At 63.3% G+C, this 19,423-nt stretch carries 16 protein-coding genes; 6 read left to right on the top strand and 10 right to left on the bottom strand.

Translation table 11 applies throughout. The features are described 5' to 3' along the window. Nucleotides 1-162: 162 nt before the first annotated feature. The 5 genes from ACUXV1_RS12760 to rarD all read right to left on the bottom strand — a co-directional run bounded on the left by ACUXV1_RS12760 (nt 163) and on the right by rarD (nt 4,882). Nucleotides 163-2,037 carry a M3 family metallopeptidase gene (locus tag ACUXV1_RS12760; RefSeq protein WP_446015556.1) on the bottom strand — a complete coding sequence of 625 codons (1,875 nt, stop codon included), beginning with the start codon at nt 2,035-2,037 and terminating at the stop codon, nt 163-165. Nucleotides 2,038-2,421: 384 nt separating this feature from the next. Next, on the bottom strand, nt 2,422-2,982 hold the full coding sequence (locus ACUXV1_RS12755; RefSeq protein ID WP_052370751.1) for a GNAT family N-acetyltransferase: 561 nt from the start codon (nt 2,980-2,982) through the stop codon (nt 2,422-2,424). Next, entirely contained in the window at nt 2,976-3,167 is a 192-nt protein-coding gene (locus tag ACUXV1_RS12750) for a hypothetical protein (protein WP_162788108.1), read from the bottom strand. Before ACUXV1_RS12750 ends, ACUXV1_RS12755 begins: the two co-directional genes overlap by 7 nt. Before the next feature lie 223 nt (nt 3,168-3,390). Further along, nucleotides 3,391-3,666: a hypothetical protein gene (locus ACUXV1_RS12745; RefSeq protein ID WP_019100417.1), complete on the bottom strand. Its 276-nt coding sequence runs from the start codon at nt 3,664-3,666 to the stop codon at nt 3,391-3,393. A gap of 301 nt (nt 3,667-3,967) precedes the next feature. Beyond that, the gene (gene rarD, locus ACUXV1_RS12740; protein WP_446015555.1) at nt 3,968-4,882 is read right to left on the bottom strand and encodes an EamA family transporter RarD; all 915 of its coding nucleotides are present in this window, start codon (nt 4,880-4,882) and stop codon (nt 3,968-3,970) included. Nucleotides 4,883-5,472: 590 nt separating this feature from the next. Here rarD and ACUXV1_RS12735 point away from each other — a divergent pair. From ACUXV1_RS12735 to ACUXV1_RS12725, 3 genes are all read left to right on the top strand, one after another. Continuing rightward, complete coding sequence (locus ACUXV1_RS12735) at nt 5,473-8,949, top strand: indolepyruvate ferredoxin oxidoreductase family protein (RefSeq protein WP_446015554.1); 3,477 nt, start codon at nt 5,473-5,475, stop codon at nt 8,947-8,949. Between the two features lie 328 nt (nt 8,950-9,277). Then, nucleotides 9,278-9,829 (top strand): hypothetical protein, encoded by a 552-nt coding sequence (locus ACUXV1_RS12730; RefSeq protein WP_043640386.1) that lies wholly within the window; start codon nt 9,278-9,280, stop codon nt 9,827-9,829. Between the two features lie 365 nt (nt 9,830-10,194). Beyond that, a complete protein-coding gene (locus ACUXV1_RS12725; RefSeq protein WP_194427328.1) occupies nt 10,195-10,728 on the top strand; it encodes a DUF2059 domain-containing protein in 534 nt (177 codons plus the stop codon). A 61-nt stretch (nt 10,729-10,789) separates the two neighbouring features. On the opposite strand, the gene ACUXV1_RS12720 is transcribed toward ACUXV1_RS12725, so the two are convergent. The 5 genes from ACUXV1_RS12720 to ACUXV1_RS12700 form a co-directional block, all read right to left on the bottom strand. Continuing rightward, the gene (locus ACUXV1_RS12720; protein ID WP_043640392.1) at nt 10,790-11,593 is read right to left on the bottom strand and encodes a mechanosensitive ion channel family protein; all 804 of its coding nucleotides are present in this window, start codon (nt 11,591-11,593) and stop codon (nt 10,790-10,792) included. A 305-nt stretch (nt 11,594-11,898) separates the two neighbouring features. Continuing rightward, nucleotides 11,899-12,627, bottom strand: coding sequence for an NAD-dependent protein deacylase (locus ACUXV1_RS12715; RefSeq protein ID WP_446015553.1), 729 nt, complete (start codon nt 12,625-12,627; stop codon nt 11,899-11,901). A gap of 98 nt (nt 12,628-12,725) precedes the next feature. Further along, the gene (locus ACUXV1_RS12710) at nt 12,726-13,064 is read right to left on the bottom strand and encodes a nucleotide pyrophosphohydrolase (protein ID WP_043640400.1); all 339 of its coding nucleotides are present in this window, start codon (nt 13,062-13,064) and stop codon (nt 12,726-12,728) included. Nucleotides 13,065-13,252: 188 nt separating this feature from the next. Continuing rightward, entirely contained in the window at nt 13,253-14,857 is a 1,605-nt protein-coding gene (locus tag ACUXV1_RS12705; RefSeq protein WP_446015552.1) for an FAD-dependent oxidoreductase, read from the bottom strand. Further along, nucleotides 14,857-16,368, bottom strand: a complete 1,512-nt coding sequence (locus tag ACUXV1_RS12700) for a polyamine aminopropyltransferase (protein ID WP_446015551.1) — start codon at nt 16,366-16,368, stop codon at nt 14,857-14,859. Before ACUXV1_RS12700 ends, ACUXV1_RS12705 begins: the two co-directional genes overlap by 1 nt. A 92-nt stretch (nt 16,369-16,460) precedes the next feature. Between ACUXV1_RS12700 and ACUXV1_RS12695 the strand changes: the two genes are divergently transcribed. From ACUXV1_RS12695 to ACUXV1_RS12685, 3 genes are read left to right on the top strand one after another with little or no spacing between them, the layout of a single operon-like run. After that, nucleotides 16,461-16,862 (top strand): DUF350 domain-containing protein, encoded by a 402-nt coding sequence (locus ACUXV1_RS12695; RefSeq protein WP_043640409.1) that lies wholly within the window; start codon nt 16,461-16,463, stop codon nt 16,860-16,862. A gap of 40 nt (nt 16,863-16,902) precedes the next feature. Then, nucleotides 16,903-17,946 carry an SPFH domain-containing protein gene (locus ACUXV1_RS12690; protein ID WP_205208272.1) on the top strand — a complete coding sequence of 348 codons (1,044 nt, stop codon included), beginning with the start codon at nt 16,903-16,905 and terminating at the stop codon, nt 17,944-17,946. Between the two features lie 8 nt (nt 17,947-17,954). Continuing rightward, nucleotides 17,955-19,421 carry a DUF4178 domain-containing protein gene (locus ACUXV1_RS12685; protein WP_114152035.1) on the top strand — a complete coding sequence of 489 codons (1,467 nt, stop codon included), beginning with the start codon at nt 17,955-17,957 and terminating at the stop codon, nt 19,419-19,421. Nucleotides 19,422-19,423: the final 2 nt, after the last annotated feature.

Raw genomic sequence — 19,423 nt, 5'->3', positions numbered from 1 at the left:
CTGCCGTTTTTGCGTTCTTATAGAGCCTGTTCACGATCTCGCCAGCTAAGGCGAGACAAGGCGAAAACTAGCGAAAAAGCGGAATGCACATACAGTACATGAGCATTTCGAAGGTGTTTTCAACGCAGTATCGCCGCAGCGCAGCAGATTATGAACAGGCTCTTAGTGCGCCGCGGCCGGATAACGCTCCCCCACCCACGCCTCGAAACGACGGCACATTTCAGCCTCCCCCGCAGTGTTGTCGGCGATCAGCTCGGCGCCGTGCACCAGCCGTATCGTCGCGTCCAGCCGCTCCGGGTAATCCCGCGCGTAGTTCCGTTCCGCGGCGGCGGCGATCAGCCGCTCCGCTTCGCGCCAGGCCTCGTCCACGCTGAGGTCGCAGGCCTCCGCCAGGTATCGCGCGTTGAAATGCTCGCCGGTCAGGCTCAGCAAAGTGGCGTCGTGATCCAGGCTGTTGCCCGGGGCCCAGTAATGTTCGGCCAGCAGCGGGCCGATCGCCGGGTTGTCGGTCAGGTAGCCGTATTCGCGCAGGAAGTAGGCTCGGGTCTGATACACCGCCATATGCGCCAGCAAATAGCCGTGATAAGACGCCGCCGACTCCTGGTTCAACAAATGCGGAATCGCCAACAGTGGCCGCGGGCCGCATTCGACGCCCAGGATCTCGCGTTCGCAGCGGCGCGCCAGCGCCAACACCGTCTCCGGCGTCAGTTCCGCTTCCGGCAGCCGGTACAGCTCGCGCTCGAAGTAAGCGACCACGGCGATGGACCGCTCGGAGAAGGCGAAGAAAGGCTGGGTCGCCTCGATGCGCGCGCGGATCAGCGCGTCCGGCATCGCCTCGCCCGCGGCGTTGCGGGCGTAGCGCTTCAGCCAATCAGCGTCGTTCAGCAGGCTGTCGCAGAACATGCTCTGAGTTTCGGCGTAAGCCATCGAGGTGGGCGCGAACTCCTGTGAGAAGCACGGCGCGTTCTGGGTCACATTGGCGAAGTGAGCGGCATGGCCGCCTTCGTGGAACAAGGTATTGATCGCCCGCGCTCCGCTGCCCACCTGATCCGGCGTGGCGTCGGCGGTGAAGTTGATCCGGCCCGGCACCCAGCGGCCGTCGTCGTAGTAGCTGGGCACCGGCCCGTGGCAGAAGCCGTTCTGATACTTGCCTTTGCGCTCCACCAGGTCCAGCTGCATGGTGGCCTGCCTATACTGCACGCCCAGCCGGCGAAAACTCAGCACCCAGCGTTCCACCGCCTTGGAGAACGGCAGATAGGGATCCATCTGCCGAGTCACGTCGCCGCTCATGTGGAAGCGCAGATTGTACGGCAGCAGCGCGTCCGCGCCTTTGTCGTCGGCCAAGCGCCGCAGCGCCCGCTGATTCGCGTCGCGGGTGCGCGCTTCGAAATCGTCGAGCACGGCGAACAGCTCATCCGACGTCATCTGCTCGTTCTTGCGCACCTTGTGCTCAAAATAATCGGCGCAGCCCAGGCTGCGCGCCAGCGCATTGCGCTGTTTGACGATGTCGAGAAAGCCGTTGTCCAGCACCCAGCGCTCTAGATCGAGCAAGGCGTCGTGCGAGCTTTTACGCGCGGCGAGATCCGGGTTGGTGGCCATATTGATGGCCAGCATGGTGAGCGTCGCCTCTTCGCGCTCGCCGCGCTCGTTGATGTGGCTGAGCGCAAGGTCGCGGCGCTTGGCGAACAACCCGGCCTCCATCTCGATCAGCCGGCGCATCTGTTCCTGCGCCGCCGCGCTGTCGATGATGTTGCTTTCAAACAGCGCCAGCCAGCCCTGATAGCCGTGCAGCAAGGCGTCGCGCTCCGCGCCGGCCGGCTGCGCCTGCAAACGATCCAAGGCCGCGCGCACCGCCGCCAGCCGCTCCGGACTGGAGATAAAGGCCTTGTAGTCGGCTTCGGCGCGGGCGAAACCGTCGTGGTCGTCGGACACCGCCATATAGGTGTCCCAGAACAGGTCTTCCTTGGTTTTGTGCACCGCCAGGTAATCGCGGTTGAGCTGGTCGAACTCCGCGCGCAGTTCGGCAATCGCTGTCATCTTGCTACTCTCCTTTGTGCTGTCCATCAGCCGCTTGCGGCAGGCCGGGACAGTCTGTTTATGAAATTTGCATTGAGTGTGCGCGCGCGTTCCACATGGGTCAAGCGCCGGCCGCGCCCATCGTTAAGGGCCTGTTCACAATCTGCTGCGCGTTGTGGAGTTTTACATGGCGAGTACCCCTTCGAAATGCTCATCTACCGTGCGCACGCTCCGCCTTCTCAACGGTTTTCACCTTGTCTCGCCCTTGCTCGCGAGACTTTGAACAGGCTCTAAAAGCCGCTAACAAAACTCAGTTTTATGGCTGAGGCCAGGCGCGCCGACGCAGACAGTACAATGAGTGCGACATGTCGGTGCAACGCAGCATCAGGGGGTTTTTTAGCGGGCCTAACAACTGGCGGCGGCCCATTGCAGCACTTCGCGCCGAGGGCCCGAGAACGGAGGCGGCACCGCCGACAACAGCAAGCTCAGCCGCGGCTCCGCGCCCAGCGGCTGCACCACGAAACCCAGCCGTCGCGCCAATTGCAACATGGCGATGTTGCCCGGCGCGCAATCGGCCCAGATCCGGTGCCAGCCCAGCTGACGGTAGCCGAAGTCCAGCATCATCCGCGCCGCTTCCAGCGCGTAGCCCTGGCCCCAGGCCGATTCCGCCAGCTCGATGCCGAAGCTGGCTTCGCCGCCGCGCTCCAGCCCGCGCAAGCCCACCGAGCCCAGCAGCGCCTTGTCTTCGCCGCGCACAATGGCCAGCTGCCAGCCACGGCGGGGGGTGTCGCGCTGCTGTTCCAAAAAGCGCAGCAACAATTGCCCGCTGCGCGCCGGCGTCACTTCTTCAGGCGGGTAATGACGAGCGAACTCGCGGCCGCTGCGCGCCATCGTGTAGGCCGAGTGATCGTCCGGGCGGAAATCGCGCAGCATCAGGCGCCGACTGTAGAGCAAGGGGCTCAACATAAGCCGCCCTTCTCCAGCCTCAGCCGGTGAATGCGCTGTTCCAGCTCCTGGCGCTGGTGTTGCATTTGTTGATCTTGGTGCTGAGCCTGGCTTTCTTGCCATGCCTTATCGGCCGACGCCGCGTGGTCGTTGCCGAGGATGTCGCGCAGCAAGTGACGCGACAGGGGAATAAAGAACAATGCCATGATGGCGTAACCTGTAAAGAACGATAAAGATCATGGACGGCTGGCCCGCGGGGAGCGGAAAGACGTCCGGCATGCGCCGTCAAGCTTGTGGGGCCTGGCGACGCTGCGCAGTCTGCTACCGGGCCGGCATGACGTCAAGCATAATCTGCGTGAAACATTCTAATGGCATGACGCGAAAACAGCAGCGGCCACGCCCTCCGACGCGGCCGTCCAGCCTCGTCGCTCAGCGCCACCAGCCCAGATAACGGGCAAGGCTCGTGGAAATGGCCGCGTCGGTCAGCCCCAGTTGCAGGCCCACCAGCGCCGCGTAAATCTGCATGCCGTGCTCGTCCGGCATATAGGGCAAGGCCCAATCGCTCAGCATCGGATACAGCATGCAAGCCAGCAACAAACCCGCCGCCAAGGCCGCGCCCACCCAGGCGCGGGAACGCGCGCGCAGGGCCAAGCGGATCAAAAGGTCCGAACCAAAGAAAACCACGCTAACCAGATAGAGCGCCATGACGCGCCTCCTTGCAAAATATTGACCATGTCACTCCGCCGCCGGCAGCACGAAGGCGGCTCGGAGCGAATGCTTGTTTTTGGGGCAATCAGGGCGGCAACGGCATCATAACGATGCATCGGCGGCGCGGTGCGGCCGCGCTCGGTGCTATGGAACTGCGGACACGGGCCGGATTCGGCTCGGCAATGGGCCGGAACCGGAAGTGCCCGGCGACGGCCCATTGAGTGGTTTATAGCAAACTCTCCTAATGAAAACAGCCCGCGTTTCTTGCGAAACGCGGGCTGCTCTGGCGGGGGAAAACTCAGGCCGCTGCGGCGCGCCGCCCCTGCCACATTTGCAGTAATCCGGCGATGGAGTACAACAGCAATGCCGCCCAGATCAGGCCGAAGCCGATGGCACGACCGCTGTCGAACGCTTCACCGAACAACAACACGCCCAACGCCAATTGGATGCTGGGGCCGATGTACTGAATCACTCCCACCGTAGCCAGCTTGAGCCGGCGCGCGCCGGCGGCGAACAGCAACAAAGGCACCGCGGTCACCACGCCTGCGCCGATCAGCAAGCTGGTCTGCACGGCGGAACCATGACCGAAAGCCCCCTGTCCCTGCCATTCGAACCAGACTAAGGCACCCGCCGCCAGCGGCGTCATCAGGAAGGTTTCCAACGCCAGCCCCTCCAGCGAAGCCAGCGGCGCTTTCTTACGCAATAGACCGTACAAGCCGAAGGTAGCCGCCAGCGACAGCGCGATCCACGGCAACGCCCCGGCGCTGTAGCTGATCCAGGCCACGCCGCCCGCCGCCAGCAGCAAGGCGGTGTTCTGCAAACCGCTCAGACGCTCGGACAGAAAGAGCCTGCCCAGCAGCACGTTGAACAGCGGATTAATGAAGTAACCCAGGCTGCCCTCCACCACGTGGCCGGCGTTCACCGCCCAGATGTAGATCAGCCAGTTCAACGACAGCAGCAAGGAAGACAGGCCGAAAATGCCCAGCTTGCGGGGTTCGCGCACCGCCGCCGGCAGCCAGCCCCAATGATTGCGCACGGTCAGCACCGCAGCGACGAACACCGCCGACCAAACAATGCGGTGGCACAGAATTTGCAAAGCCGGGACATCGTGCAGCGGCTTCCAGTACAGAGGAAACAGACCCCAACAGATGAAGGCGGCAACGGTGAAAACGACGCCGCGGCCGCTTTCGGAAGTAGAAGAATTTGAACTCATGGAATTTCACACAGCAAGGGAGGGGGTCAGGATGACAGCTTAACCAAATTGCCACAGCGGAAAAACCGCTATTCAATCAACAGATTGTTCATTATTTAAAACAATGACTTTCCAGATGGCAAGCATGCTGCGCTGGCACAATCGCCGCAGTCTACGTCCACATCAGTCAATCTCTTTGACGTTGACGTAAACGTAACTTATAGTCCGATCAAATAGAGAAAAGACTCTAGAATCCAGCCCCGGACCAGGGACCGCGCCGACATGCCAAGCAGCCGGCGATCAAAAACAACACCGGCTGGAGATAGAGCTCAACCGCTGACAACAAAGGAGAAGCCGTCGGCGCCGCATAGACCGCAACCATGCGGCGGGCGCAGACACACCGAGCCGCCGCCCTGGGTAGAAGCTGTTTACGATCGTAAATATGTTCTTAGGGGCGGTGGCGTCGGGCCAGCGGGTCTAAAACTTAAGGAGAAGGCCGGCCACACGCGCCCACAAGGCGCAGGCCGGCCCCATCGCCACAAGCGATGGGACGTCCACAGCGCGGCGCAAGCGCCCGCGGGACGCGCCCGAGAATGACAGGAGGAGAAACCATGTCGATCCGCCACGCAGACCTGGAAGAAAAATACACGGCCCCCACCGGCCAGGTGCTGATGACCGGGATTCAGGCGCTGGTGCGCCTGCCCATGCTGCAACAACAACTCGACCGCGCCGCCGGGCTGAATACCGCCGGCTACGTCACCGGCTACCGCGGCTCGCCGCTAGGCAACGTAGACCAAACCATGCAGAAGGCCGGCAAATACCTGCAGGAGCACAATGTCGTGTTCCATCCCGGCCTTAACGAGGACCTGGCCGCCACCGCGGTCTGGGGCACTCAGCAGGTGAATATGTTCGATGGCGCCAAATACGACGGCGTCTATTCCCTGTGGTACGGCAAGGGCCCGGGCGTGGACCGCTCCGGCGATGTGCTCAAGCACGGCAACGCCGCCGGCACCAGCCGTTACGGTGGGGTGCTGCTGGTGGCCGGCGACGACCACGCGGCCAAATCCTCCACCTTTCCGCACCAATCCGACCACATCCTGGCCGCCAGCATGATTCCAGTGCTAAGCCCGTCCGGGGTGCAAGAAATCATAGATTACGGCCTGCACGGCTGGGCGATGAGCCGCTATTCCGGCTGCTGGGTCTCCATCAAGGCGATCTCGGACACCATTGAAAGCTCGGCCATCGTCGACATCTCGCCGGAGCGGCTGCAGTTCAAGATTCCGCAAGACTTTCCCTTGCCCGAAGACGGCCTCAACATCCGCTGGCCGGACGCGCCGCTGGCGCAGGAAAAACGCGTGCTGCACCACCGTCTGTATGCGGCGCTGGCCTATGCCCGCGAAAACAATCTGAACCACATCACTCTGGATTCGCCCAAGCCGCGGCTAGGCATCATCACCTGTGGCAAGAGTTATCTGGACGTGATGCAGGCGCTGGATGATCTGGGCATAGACGAGGCGTTGGCCGCCGACATCGGCCTGCGCATCTTCAAGGTGGGCATGGTGTGGCCGCTGGAGCCGGAAGGCGTGCGCCAGTTCGCCGAAGGACTGGAAGAAATCCTGGTGGTGGAGGAAAAACGCCAGATCATCGAATACCAGCTGAAAGAGCAGCTGTACAACTGGCGCGACGACGTGCGGCCGCGCGTGGTGGGCAAGTTCGCCGAAAAAGGCGAATGGGCGCTGCCCCACGGCGACTGGCTGCTGCCGGCCGCCGGCGAACTGACCCCGGCGATGATAGCGCGCGCCATCGCCGGCCGGCTGGCCTTGATCTTCGACAGCCCCATCATCCACGACCGGCTGAAGTTCTACGACGACAAGGAAGCCCAACTGGTCAAACCGCGCGAATCCATCGCCCGCGTGCCGCACTACTGCTCCGGCTGTCCGCACAATACCAGCACCAAGGTGCCGGAAGGCAGCCGCGCCGTCGCCGGCATCGGCTGCCACTACATGGCGCACTGGATTCAGGCCGACAGCACCAAAACCTTCACCCAGATGGGCGGCGAAGGCATCACTTGGGTGGGCCAGGCGCCGTTCACTCACACCAAGCACATCTTCACCAACCTGGGCGACGGCACCTATTTCCACTCCGGTCTGCTGGCCATACGCGCCGCCGTGGCCGCCAAGGTCAACATTACTTACAAGATTCTGTACAACGACGCGGTGGCGATGACAGGCGGCCAGCATGTGGACGGTTATCTGGACGTGCCGATGATCACCCGCCAACTGGCGGCGGAAGGCATCAAGCGCATCGTGATCACCAGCGACGACCCGGACAAATACCAGAACGTCCAGGGCTTGGCGGCCGGCGTGGAAGTATTCCACCGCCGCGAGCTGGACCGGCTGCAAAAAGAACTGCGCGAAGTCGAGGGCACCAGCATCCTGATCCACGATCAGACCTGCGCCGCCGAGAAGCGTCGCCGCCGCAAACGCGGCGATTTCCCCGACCCCGCCAAGCGCGCCTTCATCAACCAGCAGGTATGCGAAGGCTGCGGCGACTGCGGCCAGAAATCCGGCTGTCTGTCGGTGCTGCCGGTGGAAACCCCGCTGGGCCGCAAGCGCAAGATCGACCAGTCCAGTTGCAATAAGGACTACTCCTGCGTAGAAGGATTCTGTCCCAGCTTCGTCACCGTGGAAGGCGGCCAGCTGAAGAAATCCGCCGGCAGCAGCGCCAGCCTGAGCGCGATGCCCACACTGCCGGAACCGACGATCCCGCAACTCCACGAACCGTTCAGCATCATGGTCACCGGCGTGGGCGGCACCGGCGTGGTCACCATAGGCCAGGTGCTGGGCATGGCGGCCTATCTGGACCGCAAAGGCGTCACCGTGCTGGACATGGCCGGCCTGGCGCAAAAAGGCGGCTCGGTGTGGTCGCATGTGCGCATCGCCGACAGCCAGGACAAGCTGCACGCCGTGCGCATCGCCGCCGGCGACGCCAACCTGGTGCTGGGCTGCGACCTGGTGGTGACCGCCGCCGAGGAGGCGCTGGCCAAAATGCGCGACGGCTTCAGCCACGCCATCGTCAACAACTACGAATCGCCAACCAGCGCCTTCCTTAAGAACCCGGATGTGCGCTTCCCCAGCAAGGCGATGAAGGACGCCATCGTCGAATCTGTCGGCGTCGGCCGCTATAGCGAGGTCAACGCCACCCGGCTGGCCACCTCCCTGCTGGGCGACGCCATCGCCAGCAATATGTTCATGCTTGGCTACGCTTGGCAAAAGGGCTTGGTGCCGGTGACGCTGGAAGCAATCATGGAAGCGGTGCGTCTGAACGGCGCCGCGGTCAAGTTCAACCAGGACGCCTTCAGCTGGGGCCGTCACGCCGCCCACGATCCGGCGCGAATCGAAGCGCTGGTCAGCCCGTCGGCGGTGGTGGCCTTCGTTCCACGTGAAACCCCTGACGCCGTGCTGCACCATCGCGCCACCGCGCTGACCGCCTATCAGAACGCGGCGCTGGCCGAACGCTACAAGGCGCTGGTGGCGCGGGTGCGTCAGACCGAGGAAGCGTTGAACCCGGCAAGCAGCGCGCTGACGCTGGCGGTGGCCAAGAATTACTACCATGTGCTGGCGTACAAGGACGAGTACGAAGTGGCCCGGCTCTACACAGACGGCAGCTTCCAGCGCGAGCTGGCGCAGCAGTTTGACGGCGATTACCAGCTACGCTTCCACATCGGCGCCGGCTGGATTACCGGCGGGCAGCCGCGCAAAGTGGCATTCGGCCCCTGGCTGCTGACCGGCATGAAGTGGCTGGCCAAGCTGCGCTTCCTGCGCGACACCCTGCTGGACCCGTTTGCCCGGCAGGCCGACCGCAAGCTGGAGCGTCGGCTGATCGGCGAGTTTGAGCGGCAGGTGGAAGACTTGCTGAGCGGACTGACGCTGGATGCGCTGCCGCGCGCGGTGGAGCTGGTGAAAACCTGGGAAGGCGTGCGCGGCTTCGGCCACATCAAGGAGCGCAACTACCAGCAAGCCAAGAGCAAACAGGCGCAGTTGCTGAGCGAACTGAAGCCGGGAGGCAAGAACCGCCAGGTGGCCTAAGAGCCGCTAACAAAACTCAGTTTTACGGCTGAGGCAAGGCGCGTCGACGCAGGCAATACCAGTCGTACGGCAAGGAGGCGCAATGCAGTATCAGGGGTTTTGTTAGCAGGTCTAAGTTGAACGGATTGAAGTTGCTGTAAACGTAGTACCCGAGTGTTCCTACAGCTTGCGGGCGTCGACCATGGTCGACGCCCTCTTTTTTTCCTGCCCGTTCTTTCTGCCGGCTATGCCTGTTTCAAATTGAAAATGCCAATCGCATTTTCTAATATCAAAAATGGTGTACTGCCGCCAACCCAAAAACTCGAACGATCCAATAAGGAGACCCTCCATGCCCCTGACTCCTCGCCACTGGCTGCTCGCTTCCGCCTGCGCGCTCCTGCTCGGCTGCGCGGCCACGCCCGGCAACGACCGCTGTGTCGGCCAGATCCAGCCGGCCTTGCCCGGCATGGCCGCGGTGGACAATCCCGATCTGCTGAACAGCGCATTGGGACAGCCCGGCAAAGGCGGCTTGTGCACCGGCCAGGTGCGACGCCAGGAGCCGGCGGATCAAACCGTGACGGTCTACCGCGTGTACGACAACAATAAGGTCAATTCGCGGCTGGGCCGCTGGTGGTCTTTCAGCCAGCCGCAAGGCTCGGTGGCCGCCTACCGCGCCGCCAACGCCATCTGCCCAAGCTGGAGCCAGCTCAATCGCATGGTGCGCTGCCAACTCAAAGTGGGGGCGCAAGTGGCGGTGGGCACCGGCCAAAGCGCCGATTGCGCGCCGGACGCCAATTACCCGCCGTCGCCGGTCAATCAGGTGTACATCCCCAACTCCGGACCGGACACCTTGTGGGTGGAGCAATGCCAGGATATGGGCGATTTCCCGCCGGCCTCCTGAGAACGTGTTTAACATCCCGCACGCTAGAGCGAGAAAAGGCGCAAACGGCTGAAGAAACGGAATGCGCAGGTGGTACATGAGCATTTTGAAGTCGTATTCACCGTGCAACGCTCCACGACACGTAGCAGATCGTAAACAGGTTCTGAGGGCCTGTTCACGATCTCGCGAGCCAGAGCGAGACAAGGCGAAAACGAGCGAAAAAGCGGAATGTACACGTGGTACATGAGCATTTTGAGCTTGTACTCACCGTGCAACGCTTCACGCAGCGCAGCAGATCGTAAACAGGTTCTGAGACGAACCGCCCGGTTGACGCTGCTCACCCAAGCCATCAGCATGGCCGTTTCATCCAAGATGAGGAAACGGCCATGCGCCTTCGCCCCCTTCTCGCCGCCGGCCTGAGCGCCGTCCTGCTTCACTCCTCTCCCTCGCTCGCCGCCGAAGACAGTGTCGTCGCCGCCAAGGCATTGCTGCAAACCATGCGCTACGACGAGATGATCGTGCAGACGATGCAGCAGATGGAGGCCACCATGCAGCAGCAGATGGAGCAACAGCTGTGGCAAAACCTGCCGGACTGCGCGCAAACGCCTGGCTGCAAAAACAAGGTCGGCGCCTTCCTGCAGCAGGTTCTGAAAATCCAGCAGGCCTATTTCCGCTCCCCAGAAACGCGCAAATTGATGAATGAAGTACAGGTCCAGGCCTTGAGCAGAAATTTCAACGTCGCCGAGATCCGCGAAATGAACGCCTTCTACCAAACCCCGACCGGCAGCAAGATGTTACGGCTGATGCCCAAAATCCTGGCGGAGACCGGTCCCGTGCTGATGGAGGACATCGGCAAGCGCTTGCTGCCCGAACTGAAGCGGCAGACAGACGAATTCGCGCGCCAGAACGGCGCCGGCTAAACCGGCAAGCACGCAGCAAAACGGGGCCGTCGGCCCCGTTGTCGCATTGCACCCGCAGCGCTCAGCTCTGACGCACCACCATCGCCTGTTCCGGCGCCGGGAAACCGCCGGCGACCAGAGTTTCGCGAATCGCGCGATTGCTGTCGAAATACACCTGCCAATAGTCCTGCGGCTTGCAATAAGGCCGCACCGCCAGCACTGGCCCCAAGGGCGTGAACTCCAGCAGGCCCACGTCCGGCGCCGGACTGGCCAGCACATTGGGCACCTTGGCCACCGTTTCCCGCAACAAGCTTATCGCCGCGGCGTGGTCCGCGCTGGCGGCCAACTGGGCTTTCAGATCTACCCGACGCTGCTCGGTGACACTGAAGTTCTGGATGGTATCGGAGAAGATTTTGTTGTTGCCGATCAAGGTCAGCACCCCGTCCGGCGTATCCACCGCGGTGGCGAACAGACCGATGTGCTTGACCGTGCCGACGACGCCGGCCACCCCCACCAAGTCGCCCACTTTGAACGGCCGCAATACCACCAGGAAGATGCCTGCGGCGAAGTTGGCCAGCAAGCCGCTCCAGGCCATGCCAACCGCCACGCCGGCGGCGGCGATCACTGCGGCGAAGGTCGTGGTCTGCACCCCGAAGAAACCGAGGATGCCGATCACCAGCACAATGGTTAGCGTCACATCCAGGAAAGACTTCACATACTGACGAATAGTGTGGTCCAGCGACTTGCTGGCCAGCTTGGCGTCCAGCATCCGGGTAGCGAAATTGATCAGCCAGCGGCCCACCAGCCACAGCAAGATGGCCGACAAAATGTTGAGGCCGATTTTCACCGCCAGATCGGCCCAGTGACTCCAGTTAATGGCATCCATTTGTAAATTCCCCTTTTCAACGGTTTTGCAAAATGTTTAAAGATAGGAGCTTGCCACAGAAATACCAAATGAATTTTAATGCGAAGATTAACCGCCCTTATTCCGCCGCCCGCGCACTCCGCGTCTGTCCAAATCCCGCAAGCCGGAGCGAACAGCTCTTCAGAGCCTGTTCAACGCCTCGCGAGCAAGAGCGGGGCAAGGCGAAAACAGTTGAGAAAGCGGAATGGTCGAGCGGTACATGAGCATTTCGAAGGAGCGCTCACCGTGCGGCGTTCCACGCAGCGCAGCGGACTTTGAACAGATTCTCAGGCCCCGGCCAAGGCGCGGCAGGTCTCCCCAATGCCGCCCATGATGCGCAGGTCGAAGACGTGGTCCATGCGCGTGGGCGTGTAATTGATCAAGGCGGTGGCCACGCCGGCCTGCACGGCTTCCAAAGGAATCAAGTTGACCGGTGACACCTCCAGCGACGACCCCATCACCAACAGCAGGTCCGCCTTCAAGGCGGCGTCGAACGCTAATTCGATCAAGGGCACCGCCTCGCCGTAAAGCACAACGTCCGGCTTGAGCACATCGTGGCAGAACCGGCAGACCGGCAAAGGATGGTGCAACACGTAATCCAGCGCGTGGGTGGTGTCGCAACTGGGACAACTAGCGGTCAACAAGCTGCCATGCAGCTCCAATACTTCGCCGCTGCCGGCGCGTGCGTGCAGACCGTCAATGTTCTGGGTCAGCACCGTCACCCGCTTGCCCTGTTGCTCCAGTTCCGCCAGGAATTGGTGCCCGGCGTTGGGCTGGTAATCGCCAATCAACTTGATGCGGAAGATCTCGCGGAAGGCCTGCCAGAACGACTCCGGATCGCGGCGGAAATAATCGATGGACACCACCTCGGCCAGGCTCATGCTGCGCGACCATAGGCCGTTGGCGGAACGGAAGTCGGGGATGCCGGACTCGGTGCTCATGCCGGCGCCTGTCAGCGCCACAATGGTTTCCGCCTGCTCCAGCATCTGGCGCAGGCGGTTGATTTGCTCGGACATTTATGCATTCCAGCTATTGATTGAATCCACTATAGAAGCTGGCCGCGTCGTGTACTCGCGTACCGTGGCTTCAGCTTAGCCGTTTTCATCACCTAGGCTCAGCCGGCCGTTGGCACAGGGTATTTGATGGCGTTCTTGGCCATCTTGTCGCGGACCGCCGCGTCCAGATCCACGCCCGTCACCATCGCCAGCCGCGTCAGATAGAGCAACACATCGGCAATTTCCTCTTGCAGATGGGTGAAGCGCGCCGGGTCCTCGCGCAGCGAGGCGGCCTCCTCGTCGCTCAGCCACTGGAAGATTTCCGCCAGTTCGCCCACCTCTCCCACCAAGGCCAGCATCAGACCGCGCGGCGTATGGTAGCGATTCCAGTCGCGTTCATCGGCAAAACGCTGCAATGCGGCGGTGAGTTTTTCAGTAGAGATCAGGGTTTCGCTCATCGTTCTATCCGGGTTTCACGTGGAACATCAGGCGCTTGCAGCCTCAGAGCCGGTTCAAAGGACTCGCAAACAAGAGCGAGACGCGGCCTTGCGGCTGAGAAAGCGGAATGATCAGTGGAATATGAGCATTTCGAATGCGGTTCCCGCCGTATCACGTCTCACGAAGCGCAGCTGCGTTGAACAGGCTCTCATGCGCCAAGCACCTTCAAGGCCGCCTGCTCCCCCCACCACGCGGCTTCTTCGAACAGCGACAGGCCGCTGAGATCGGAATGGGCGAACAGCAACGGGCCGTCGGCCGCGCGCAAGGCTTGCAAGCCAGGGTTGGACAAAAAACCCGGCGCCGGGCTGGCCATCGCATGACCTCGAGCGGTCAGCTCCACCTGCAGCAGCGACTGACGGAAACGCCAGCCATAGACGGTCTGTAGATCGGCGGCGGCGGTGGCGAACAGGTCTTCGGCGCTGGCGGCTTCCAGCATTTTACGCGCATCCGCCGGCGCCAGGTCGGCGAAGGCGTGGTAGCTGGTGAACACGCTGCGCTCCGGCTTGGCGGCGCGGATCAGCTGGTGGGTGGATACCACATAGCCCAGCCCGCGGCTGCCGTACACCACATTGTCCCAGGCCAGCGGCGCGGCGGCCGGCTCCGCCGGGAAACGGTCGATCAGGAAATTGCTTATCAGCCACGGCGCGCGCGGCGGCAGGTGGCGGCGCTCGCAGCCCAACTCCGGCAATTGACCGCTCAGGTGCAGGCTGACATGCAAGGGCGTCGCCAGGATGACCCGCTCGGCCAGCAGGCGCCGGCCGTCACCGGCCGCGTCCAGATAATCCACCGCCATGCCGGCCCCCGCCGGCGCCGTCCGCCAAGCCACGCCCGGCCATTGCCGCTCAGCGCCGATGCGGGCGCGCAGATGGCGTATCAGCGGATTCAGTCCGTCCGGCCAGGTCAGCACCGCACCTTCTTCGGCATTGGCCCCCAGCCCGCCGCGGCTGCAGAAATAATGCAGACCGGCCCAGGCCGAGGTGGCGGCCAGCGCGCTGCCGTAATCGTCGCGGCAGCAGTAATCCAGATACCAGAGCAGGCCCGGCGCGGTGTAGCCGTTGGCGCGCAGCCAGTCCGCGAAGCTCAGCCGGTCCAGCGCGGTCCAGGCCGGGTCTTGCGAGGACAAAGCCACCGGCACGCAGAACACGCGGCGGCCGTCGCGGCCGCGCTGTTCGCGCCAGGCGGCGGTTTGGGCGAGAAAACGCCGCTGCTGCGCCAGTTCGTCCGCGCCCATGCCCAGCCGCGGCAGCAGGCCTTCCTGCCAGTGGCCGTTCACCCACAGCCGCTCGTCCGGCGCGTGCACGGTCACGCGTTCGTCGAAACGCGGCCGCGCGCCGAAGGGATCGGACTCGATCACCCCCATCTCTGCCAGCAGCTCGCGCACATGGCGCGACTCCATCGAGGGCAACGGCAAATAGTGGGCGCCGGTTGGGTAGCGATAGCCGCCGAAGGCGCCGGCGGCGGCATTGCCGTCCGGCTCCGGTCCGTCCAGCAGCACCACATCGTCGAAGCCCTCCTTGCGCAGCCGCCAGGCGGCGAACAGGCCGGCCACGCCGCTGCCGACGATGGCAACGCGGCAGCGGCGCTCGTCGCGGGGCGGCGGCGGCGTCATGCCGCCGCGCAACCGGTGGCCGGCGGCCATGCCCGGCCGGTTCAAGCGCAAGGGGACGCCCAGCCGCAATACGCGCTCGCAACCGGACAACAGGGGCAGGCCGGCCAGCGCCGCCGCCAGCCGCAAGACCTCGCGCCGCCGCATCAGCGCAGCACCTGCGACCAGTCCTGCTCGAAGTAGTGCACCAATTGCTGATTGTTCAGTTCATTGGGCAAGACTTTCCAGCGCGGCATGTCGGGCGGGAAGAAGAACATCTGGCGCGTGGCCTCCTTGTCCAGAAAGCGCAGCGGCACCGAGTAGCGCTCCGGCGGGGTATAGCCCGGCTTCTTGGCGGCGATAATGAAGCCCCATTCGCCGAAGGAAGGCACGTAGGCGTGGTAAGGCGTGGTATGCAGGCCGGCGGCGCGCAAGGTGGCGTCCACGCTCCAGAACGAACGCGGGGCGTGCATCGGCGAGGTGGACTGCACCACCGCCAGGCCGTTTTCCGCCAGGTGGCGCGCCAGCAGCCGGTACAGCGGCACCGAATACAGTTTGCCCAGCGCGAAATTGGACGGATCGGGGAAATCGACGATGACGGCGTCGAAGCTGCCGTGGTCCTGCTCCAGCCAGCGCGCGGCGTCGTCGTTGACCACGGTGACGCGTGGATCGGTCAAGGACCCCTGGTTCAGCGCGCGCAGCGGTTCGGAACGGCTGAACAGCCGGGTCATCGCCGGGTCCAGGTCCACCAGAGTGATGCGCTGGATATTGCGGTATTTCAGCATCTCGCGCACCGCCAGGCCATCGCCGCCGCCCAGCACCAGCACATTGCGCGCCCATGACAGCTTGGCCAGCACCGGATGCACCAGCGCCTCGTGGTAGCGGTGTTCGTCGCGGCTGGAGAATTGCAGATTGCCGTTGATGTAAAGCCGCAAATCGCTCTTCCACTTGGTGATCACTAAGCGCTGGTAGGGCGTGGTCTCGGCGTGGATGATCTCATCTCCGTACACGGCTTTCTCGCTCCAGCGCGTCAGGTGATCGGAGGCCAGGAAGCCGCCGGCCAGCAGCAGCAAGACCACGCCGCTGCGCGCCAGCTGCAGGCCGGGCTGACGCAATTCATGGCGGAAAGCGCGACAGGCCCACAGCGCCACGCCGGCGTTGAGCAAGCCAAACAACAGTGCGCTGCGCGACAGGCCCAGCTTGGGCGCCAGCACCAGCGGAAACAGCAGCGATACCGCCAGCGCGCCCAGGTAGTCGAAGGTCAAGACCTGGCTGACCAGTTCGGAAAAGCTCGCCTGGCGCTGGTTCATCGCCCGCATCACCAGCGGGATCTCCATGCCCACCAGCACCCCGATCACGAAGACCAGGCCGTAAAGCACCAGCCGGAACGGTTCGCCGGCCCAGGCGAACACCAAGAACAACACGGCGGCGGACATGCCGCCGATCAGGCCGACCAACAGTTCGATTTCAATGAAGGCATCCAGCACCCGCTCGTCCTTCACATACTTGGACAAGTGGGAGCCCACGCCCATGGCGAACAGGTAACAACCTATGATGGAAGAGAACTGCAACACCGAGTCGCCCAGCAAGTAACTGGCCAGCGCGCCGGTGATCAGCTCGTAGGCCAAGCCGCAGGAGGCCACGATAAACACTGATACTATCAGCAAGCGATTTCGCATTGGATTGTCATTGTGGGTAAAATAGCCGCCATTATGCCCCAGCGCGCGGCCAACCGCCGCCCGCACTCCGCATCGACAAAGGACGCCTGACCATGATTGCCGCCTTCCTGCCCGCCCTGCTCGCCTACCTGACCTATATGGGCAGCGGCCTCGCGCTGTTGGCGCTATTCGCGGTGCTCTATTGCTGGATCACGCCGATAGACGAATTGAAGCTGATCCGCGACAACGGCCACGCCGCCGCCGTCTCCTTCGCCGGCGCGCTGCTGGGTTTTTCGCTGACGCTGGCCTCCAGCGCCTGGCACCTGAACAACTGGAACAGCTTCATGCTGTGGGCGCTGCTGGCCATGCTGGTGCAGATCGTCGTCCACATGGTGGTGGCGCGCTGCCTGAAAGATCTGAGCCGCGCGCTGATAGACAACAATCTGGCGATGGGCATCCTGGCCGGTTCCATCCACCTCGCCGTGGGCCTGATCAACGCCGGCAGCCTGTCCTGAACCCGGCCGCGCCTCTTCAACTGGAGCAAACACTATGAGCCTGATGTCTTTCATCAAGAAGCAGTTCATCGACATTCTGGAATGGCAGGAGCAGGAAGACGGCGTGCTGGCCTGGCGTTATCCGATGCAGGACAACGAGATTCAGTACGGCGGCAGCCTGACGGTGCGCGAGTCGCAGGCGGCGGTGTTCATCAACGAAGGCAAGATCGCCGACGTGTTCGAACCCGGCATGTACAAGCTGACCACCCAGACCCTGCCGGTGCTGACGTATCTGAAGAACTGGGACAAGCTGTTCGAATCCCCCTTCAAATCCGACGTGCACTTCTTCAGCACCCGGCTGCAACTGGGCCGCAAATGGGGCACCGCCCAGCCGGTGACCATACGCGATCAGGACTTCGGCATGGTTCGGCTGCGCGCCTTCGGCGTTTATTCCTACCGCGTCGCGGATCCGCGCCTGTTCTTCACCGAGGTCAGCGGCACCCGCGACAGCTACACCCGCGATGACCTGGAGCTGCAGCTGCGCAATCAGGTGGTGGCCACCATGAGCAGCGTGCTGGGCGGCAGCGGCGTGCCCTTCCTCGACATGGCCGGCAATCAGGGCCTGATGGCGGACAAGATCCGCGAGGCGCTGGTCCCGGCCTTCCAGCGCCTGGGCCTGGCGCTAGACAGCTTCGCGGTGGAAAACATCTCCTTGCCGGAAGAGCTGCAAAAAGCCATAGACAAGCGCATTGCCATGGGCATGGCCGGCGACCTCAATCAGTACACCCGTTACCAGGCGGCGGAAAGCATTCCGCTAGCGGCGCAGAACGAGGGCGGCATCGCCGGCCTTGGCGCCGGGCTGGCGGCCGGCGTAGGCGTCGGCCAGTTGATGGGTCAGGCCATGCAACAAGTTGTGCAGCCGGAGGCCGCGCCCGCCGCGCAGACAGCCCAGGCCGCCGCACCGCAGACTCCGGCCGCCGCACCGGCGGCGGACAATCCGCAAGCCAAGCTGGCTCAGCTCAAGGGCCTGCTGGACCAGGGCCTGATTACACAGGCGGATTACGACGCGGCCAAGGCCGACGTGCTGAAAAAACTGGTGGGTTAAGCTAGCGCATGTACCGTATTGCCTGCCCCTCCTGCGGCGCCGATGTCGAGTTCAAGTCCGAAGCCTCCGCCATGGCGGTGTGCGCTTACTGCCAAAGCACGCTGCTCCGCGACGCGGACAGCGTGCGCGACATCGGCAAGATGGCGGCGCTGCTCAATGATTATTCGCCACTGCAAATCACCAGCTGCGGCCAGTACTTGGGCCGCGGCTTCAACGTCGTCGGCCGCATCCAGCTGCGCTACGACGCCGGCCTGTGGAACGAATGGTATTTGCTGTTCGACGACGGCGGCGACGGCTGGCTGTCGGAAAGCGTCGGCCAATACACGCTGACGCTGGCCGGCGGCGCGACACAGGAAGCCGGCGGCTTCGATAGCCAGCGTCCCGGCGCCGTCTTCCGCCACGGCGACGCCGACTTCGTGATTTCCGATGTGCGCACCGCCGAATGCACCGCCGGCGAAGGCGAACTGCCGTTCCAGGTGGGCGCCGGCTGGCAAGCCAAGGTGGTGGACGCGCGCCGCCAGGCGCAATTCCTGACGCTGGACTACTCCGACGACCCGCAAAAGCCTCAGCTTTTCCTTGGCAACGCCGTTACGCTGCCGCAGCTGCACATGGAGCGGCTGCGCGACACGCGGATGATAGAAGAAGCCACCGGCAAGCTGAAAGGCAGCGTCGCCTCGCTGGAATGCCCCTCCTGCGCCGCGCCGCTGAGCTACCGCGCCGGCACCGCCACCCAACTGGTGTGCGGCCACTGCCACACCCAGGTGGACGCCAGCGGCGACCGCGCATTGGCGCTGGGCGCCGCACAACAGCAGTTGGACACGCCGCTGACGCTGGAACTGGGCAAAACCGCCACCATAGACAAGCTGCCATGGACGCTGACCGGCGCGCTGGTGTGGGCGGAGGAGGAAGACCCGGACAGCCGCTGGTGCGAATACCTGCTCTACAACGTGGACAAGGGCTTCCGCTGGCTGGTGGAGAGCGGCGACGGCTGGTTTATCGGCGAGTTGATGGATGTGTGGGTGGACAGCCTGCGCGCCGATTACGCGATGCTGGGCAACAAAGCCTATCAGCGCGCTTATCCCGACTACGCGGCCCGCATCGTCTACGCCGCCGGCGCCTTTCCCTGGCGCGCCAAGCTGGGCGACAAGGTTGAGCTCAGCGAATACCAGATCTCCGGCGGCCAAAAGCGCTTGTCGCGCGAGCTGTCGGCGCAAGAGCTGACCTGGAGCTGCAGCAGCCTGGCCACCTCGGTCGAGGTGGGCCGCTGGTTTGGCAGCGCGACGCCGATAGAATCGGGATTCTCCGCCACGGAGGGCGAGGGCGAAGACTTGAAGGCCATCGCCGTCAAGTTCGGCCTGGTGCTGTTATTGATCAACCTGCCGCTGGCCTTGCTGAGCCAGGATATCGGCGATGGACTGCTGATCTGCTTCTTCGCCTGCTGCGTGCTGGCGATCCCGCTCAAGCAGAAGGAATGAAA

The organism is Chromobacterium sp. W521 (assembly GCF_052805975.1).
This window is presented reverse-complemented; position numbering and strand designations above follow the sequence as displayed.

What these genes read in the sequence shown, in the direction of transcription:
- ACUXV1_RS12755 (WP_052370751.1), bottom strand. Translation starts at nt 2,982, where the DNA reads ATGTTGAGCCCCTTGCTCTACAGTCGGCGCCTGATGCTGCGCGATTTC.
- ACUXV1_RS12730 (WP_043640386.1), top strand. Translation starts at nt 9,278, where the DNA reads ATGCCCCTGACTCCTCGCCACTGGCTGCTCGCTTCCGCCTGCGCGCTC.
- ACUXV1_RS12695 (WP_043640409.1), top strand. Translation starts at nt 16,461, where the DNA reads ATGATTGCCGCCTTCCTGCCCGCCCTGCTCGCCTACCTGACCTATATG.
- ACUXV1_RS12760 (WP_446015556.1), bottom strand. Translation starts at nt 2,037, where the DNA reads ATGACAGCGATTGCCGAACTGCGCGCGGAGTTCGACCAGCTCAACCGC.
- ACUXV1_RS12725 (WP_194427328.1), top strand. Translation starts at nt 10,195, where the DNA reads ATGCGCCTTCGCCCCCTTCTCGCCGCCGGCCTGAGCGCCGTCCTGCTT.
- ACUXV1_RS12700 (WP_446015551.1), bottom strand. Translation starts at nt 16,368, where the DNA reads ATGCGAAATCGCTTGCTGATAGTATCAGTGTTTATCGTGGCCTCCTGC.
- ACUXV1_RS12710 (WP_043640400.1), bottom strand. Translation starts at nt 13,064, where the DNA reads ATGAGCGAAACCCTGATCTCTACTGAAAAACTCACCGCCGCATTGCAG.
- ACUXV1_RS12735 (WP_446015554.1), top strand. Translation starts at nt 5,473, where the DNA reads ATGTCGATCCGCCACGCAGACCTGGAAGAAAAATACACGGCCCCCACC.
- ACUXV1_RS12705 (WP_446015552.1), bottom strand. Translation starts at nt 14,857, where the DNA reads ATGCGGCGGCGCGAGGTCTTGCGGCTGGCGGCGGCGCTGGCCGGCCTG.
- ACUXV1_RS12720 (WP_043640392.1), bottom strand. Translation starts at nt 11,593, where the DNA reads ATGGATGCCATTAACTGGAGTCACTGGGCCGATCTGGCGGTGAAAATC.
- ACUXV1_RS12745 (WP_019100417.1), bottom strand. Translation starts at nt 3,666, where the DNA reads ATGGCGCTCTATCTGGTTAGCGTGGTTTTCTTTGGTTCGGACCTTTTG.
- ACUXV1_RS12715 (WP_446015553.1), bottom strand. Translation starts at nt 12,627, where the DNA reads ATGTCCGAGCAAATCAACCGCCTGCGCCAGATGCTGGAGCAGGCGGAA.
- ACUXV1_RS12750 (WP_162788108.1), bottom strand. Translation starts at nt 3,167, where the DNA reads ATGGCATTGTTCTTTATTCCCCTGTCGCGTCACTTGCTGCGCGACATC.
- rarD (WP_446015555.1), bottom strand. Translation starts at nt 4,882, where the DNA reads ATGAGTTCAAATTCTTCTACTTCCGAAAGCGGCCGCGGCGTCGTTTTC.
- ACUXV1_RS12685 (WP_114152035.1), top strand. Translation starts at nt 17,955, where the DNA reads ATGTACCGTATTGCCTGCCCCTCCTGCGGCGCCGATGTCGAGTTCAAG.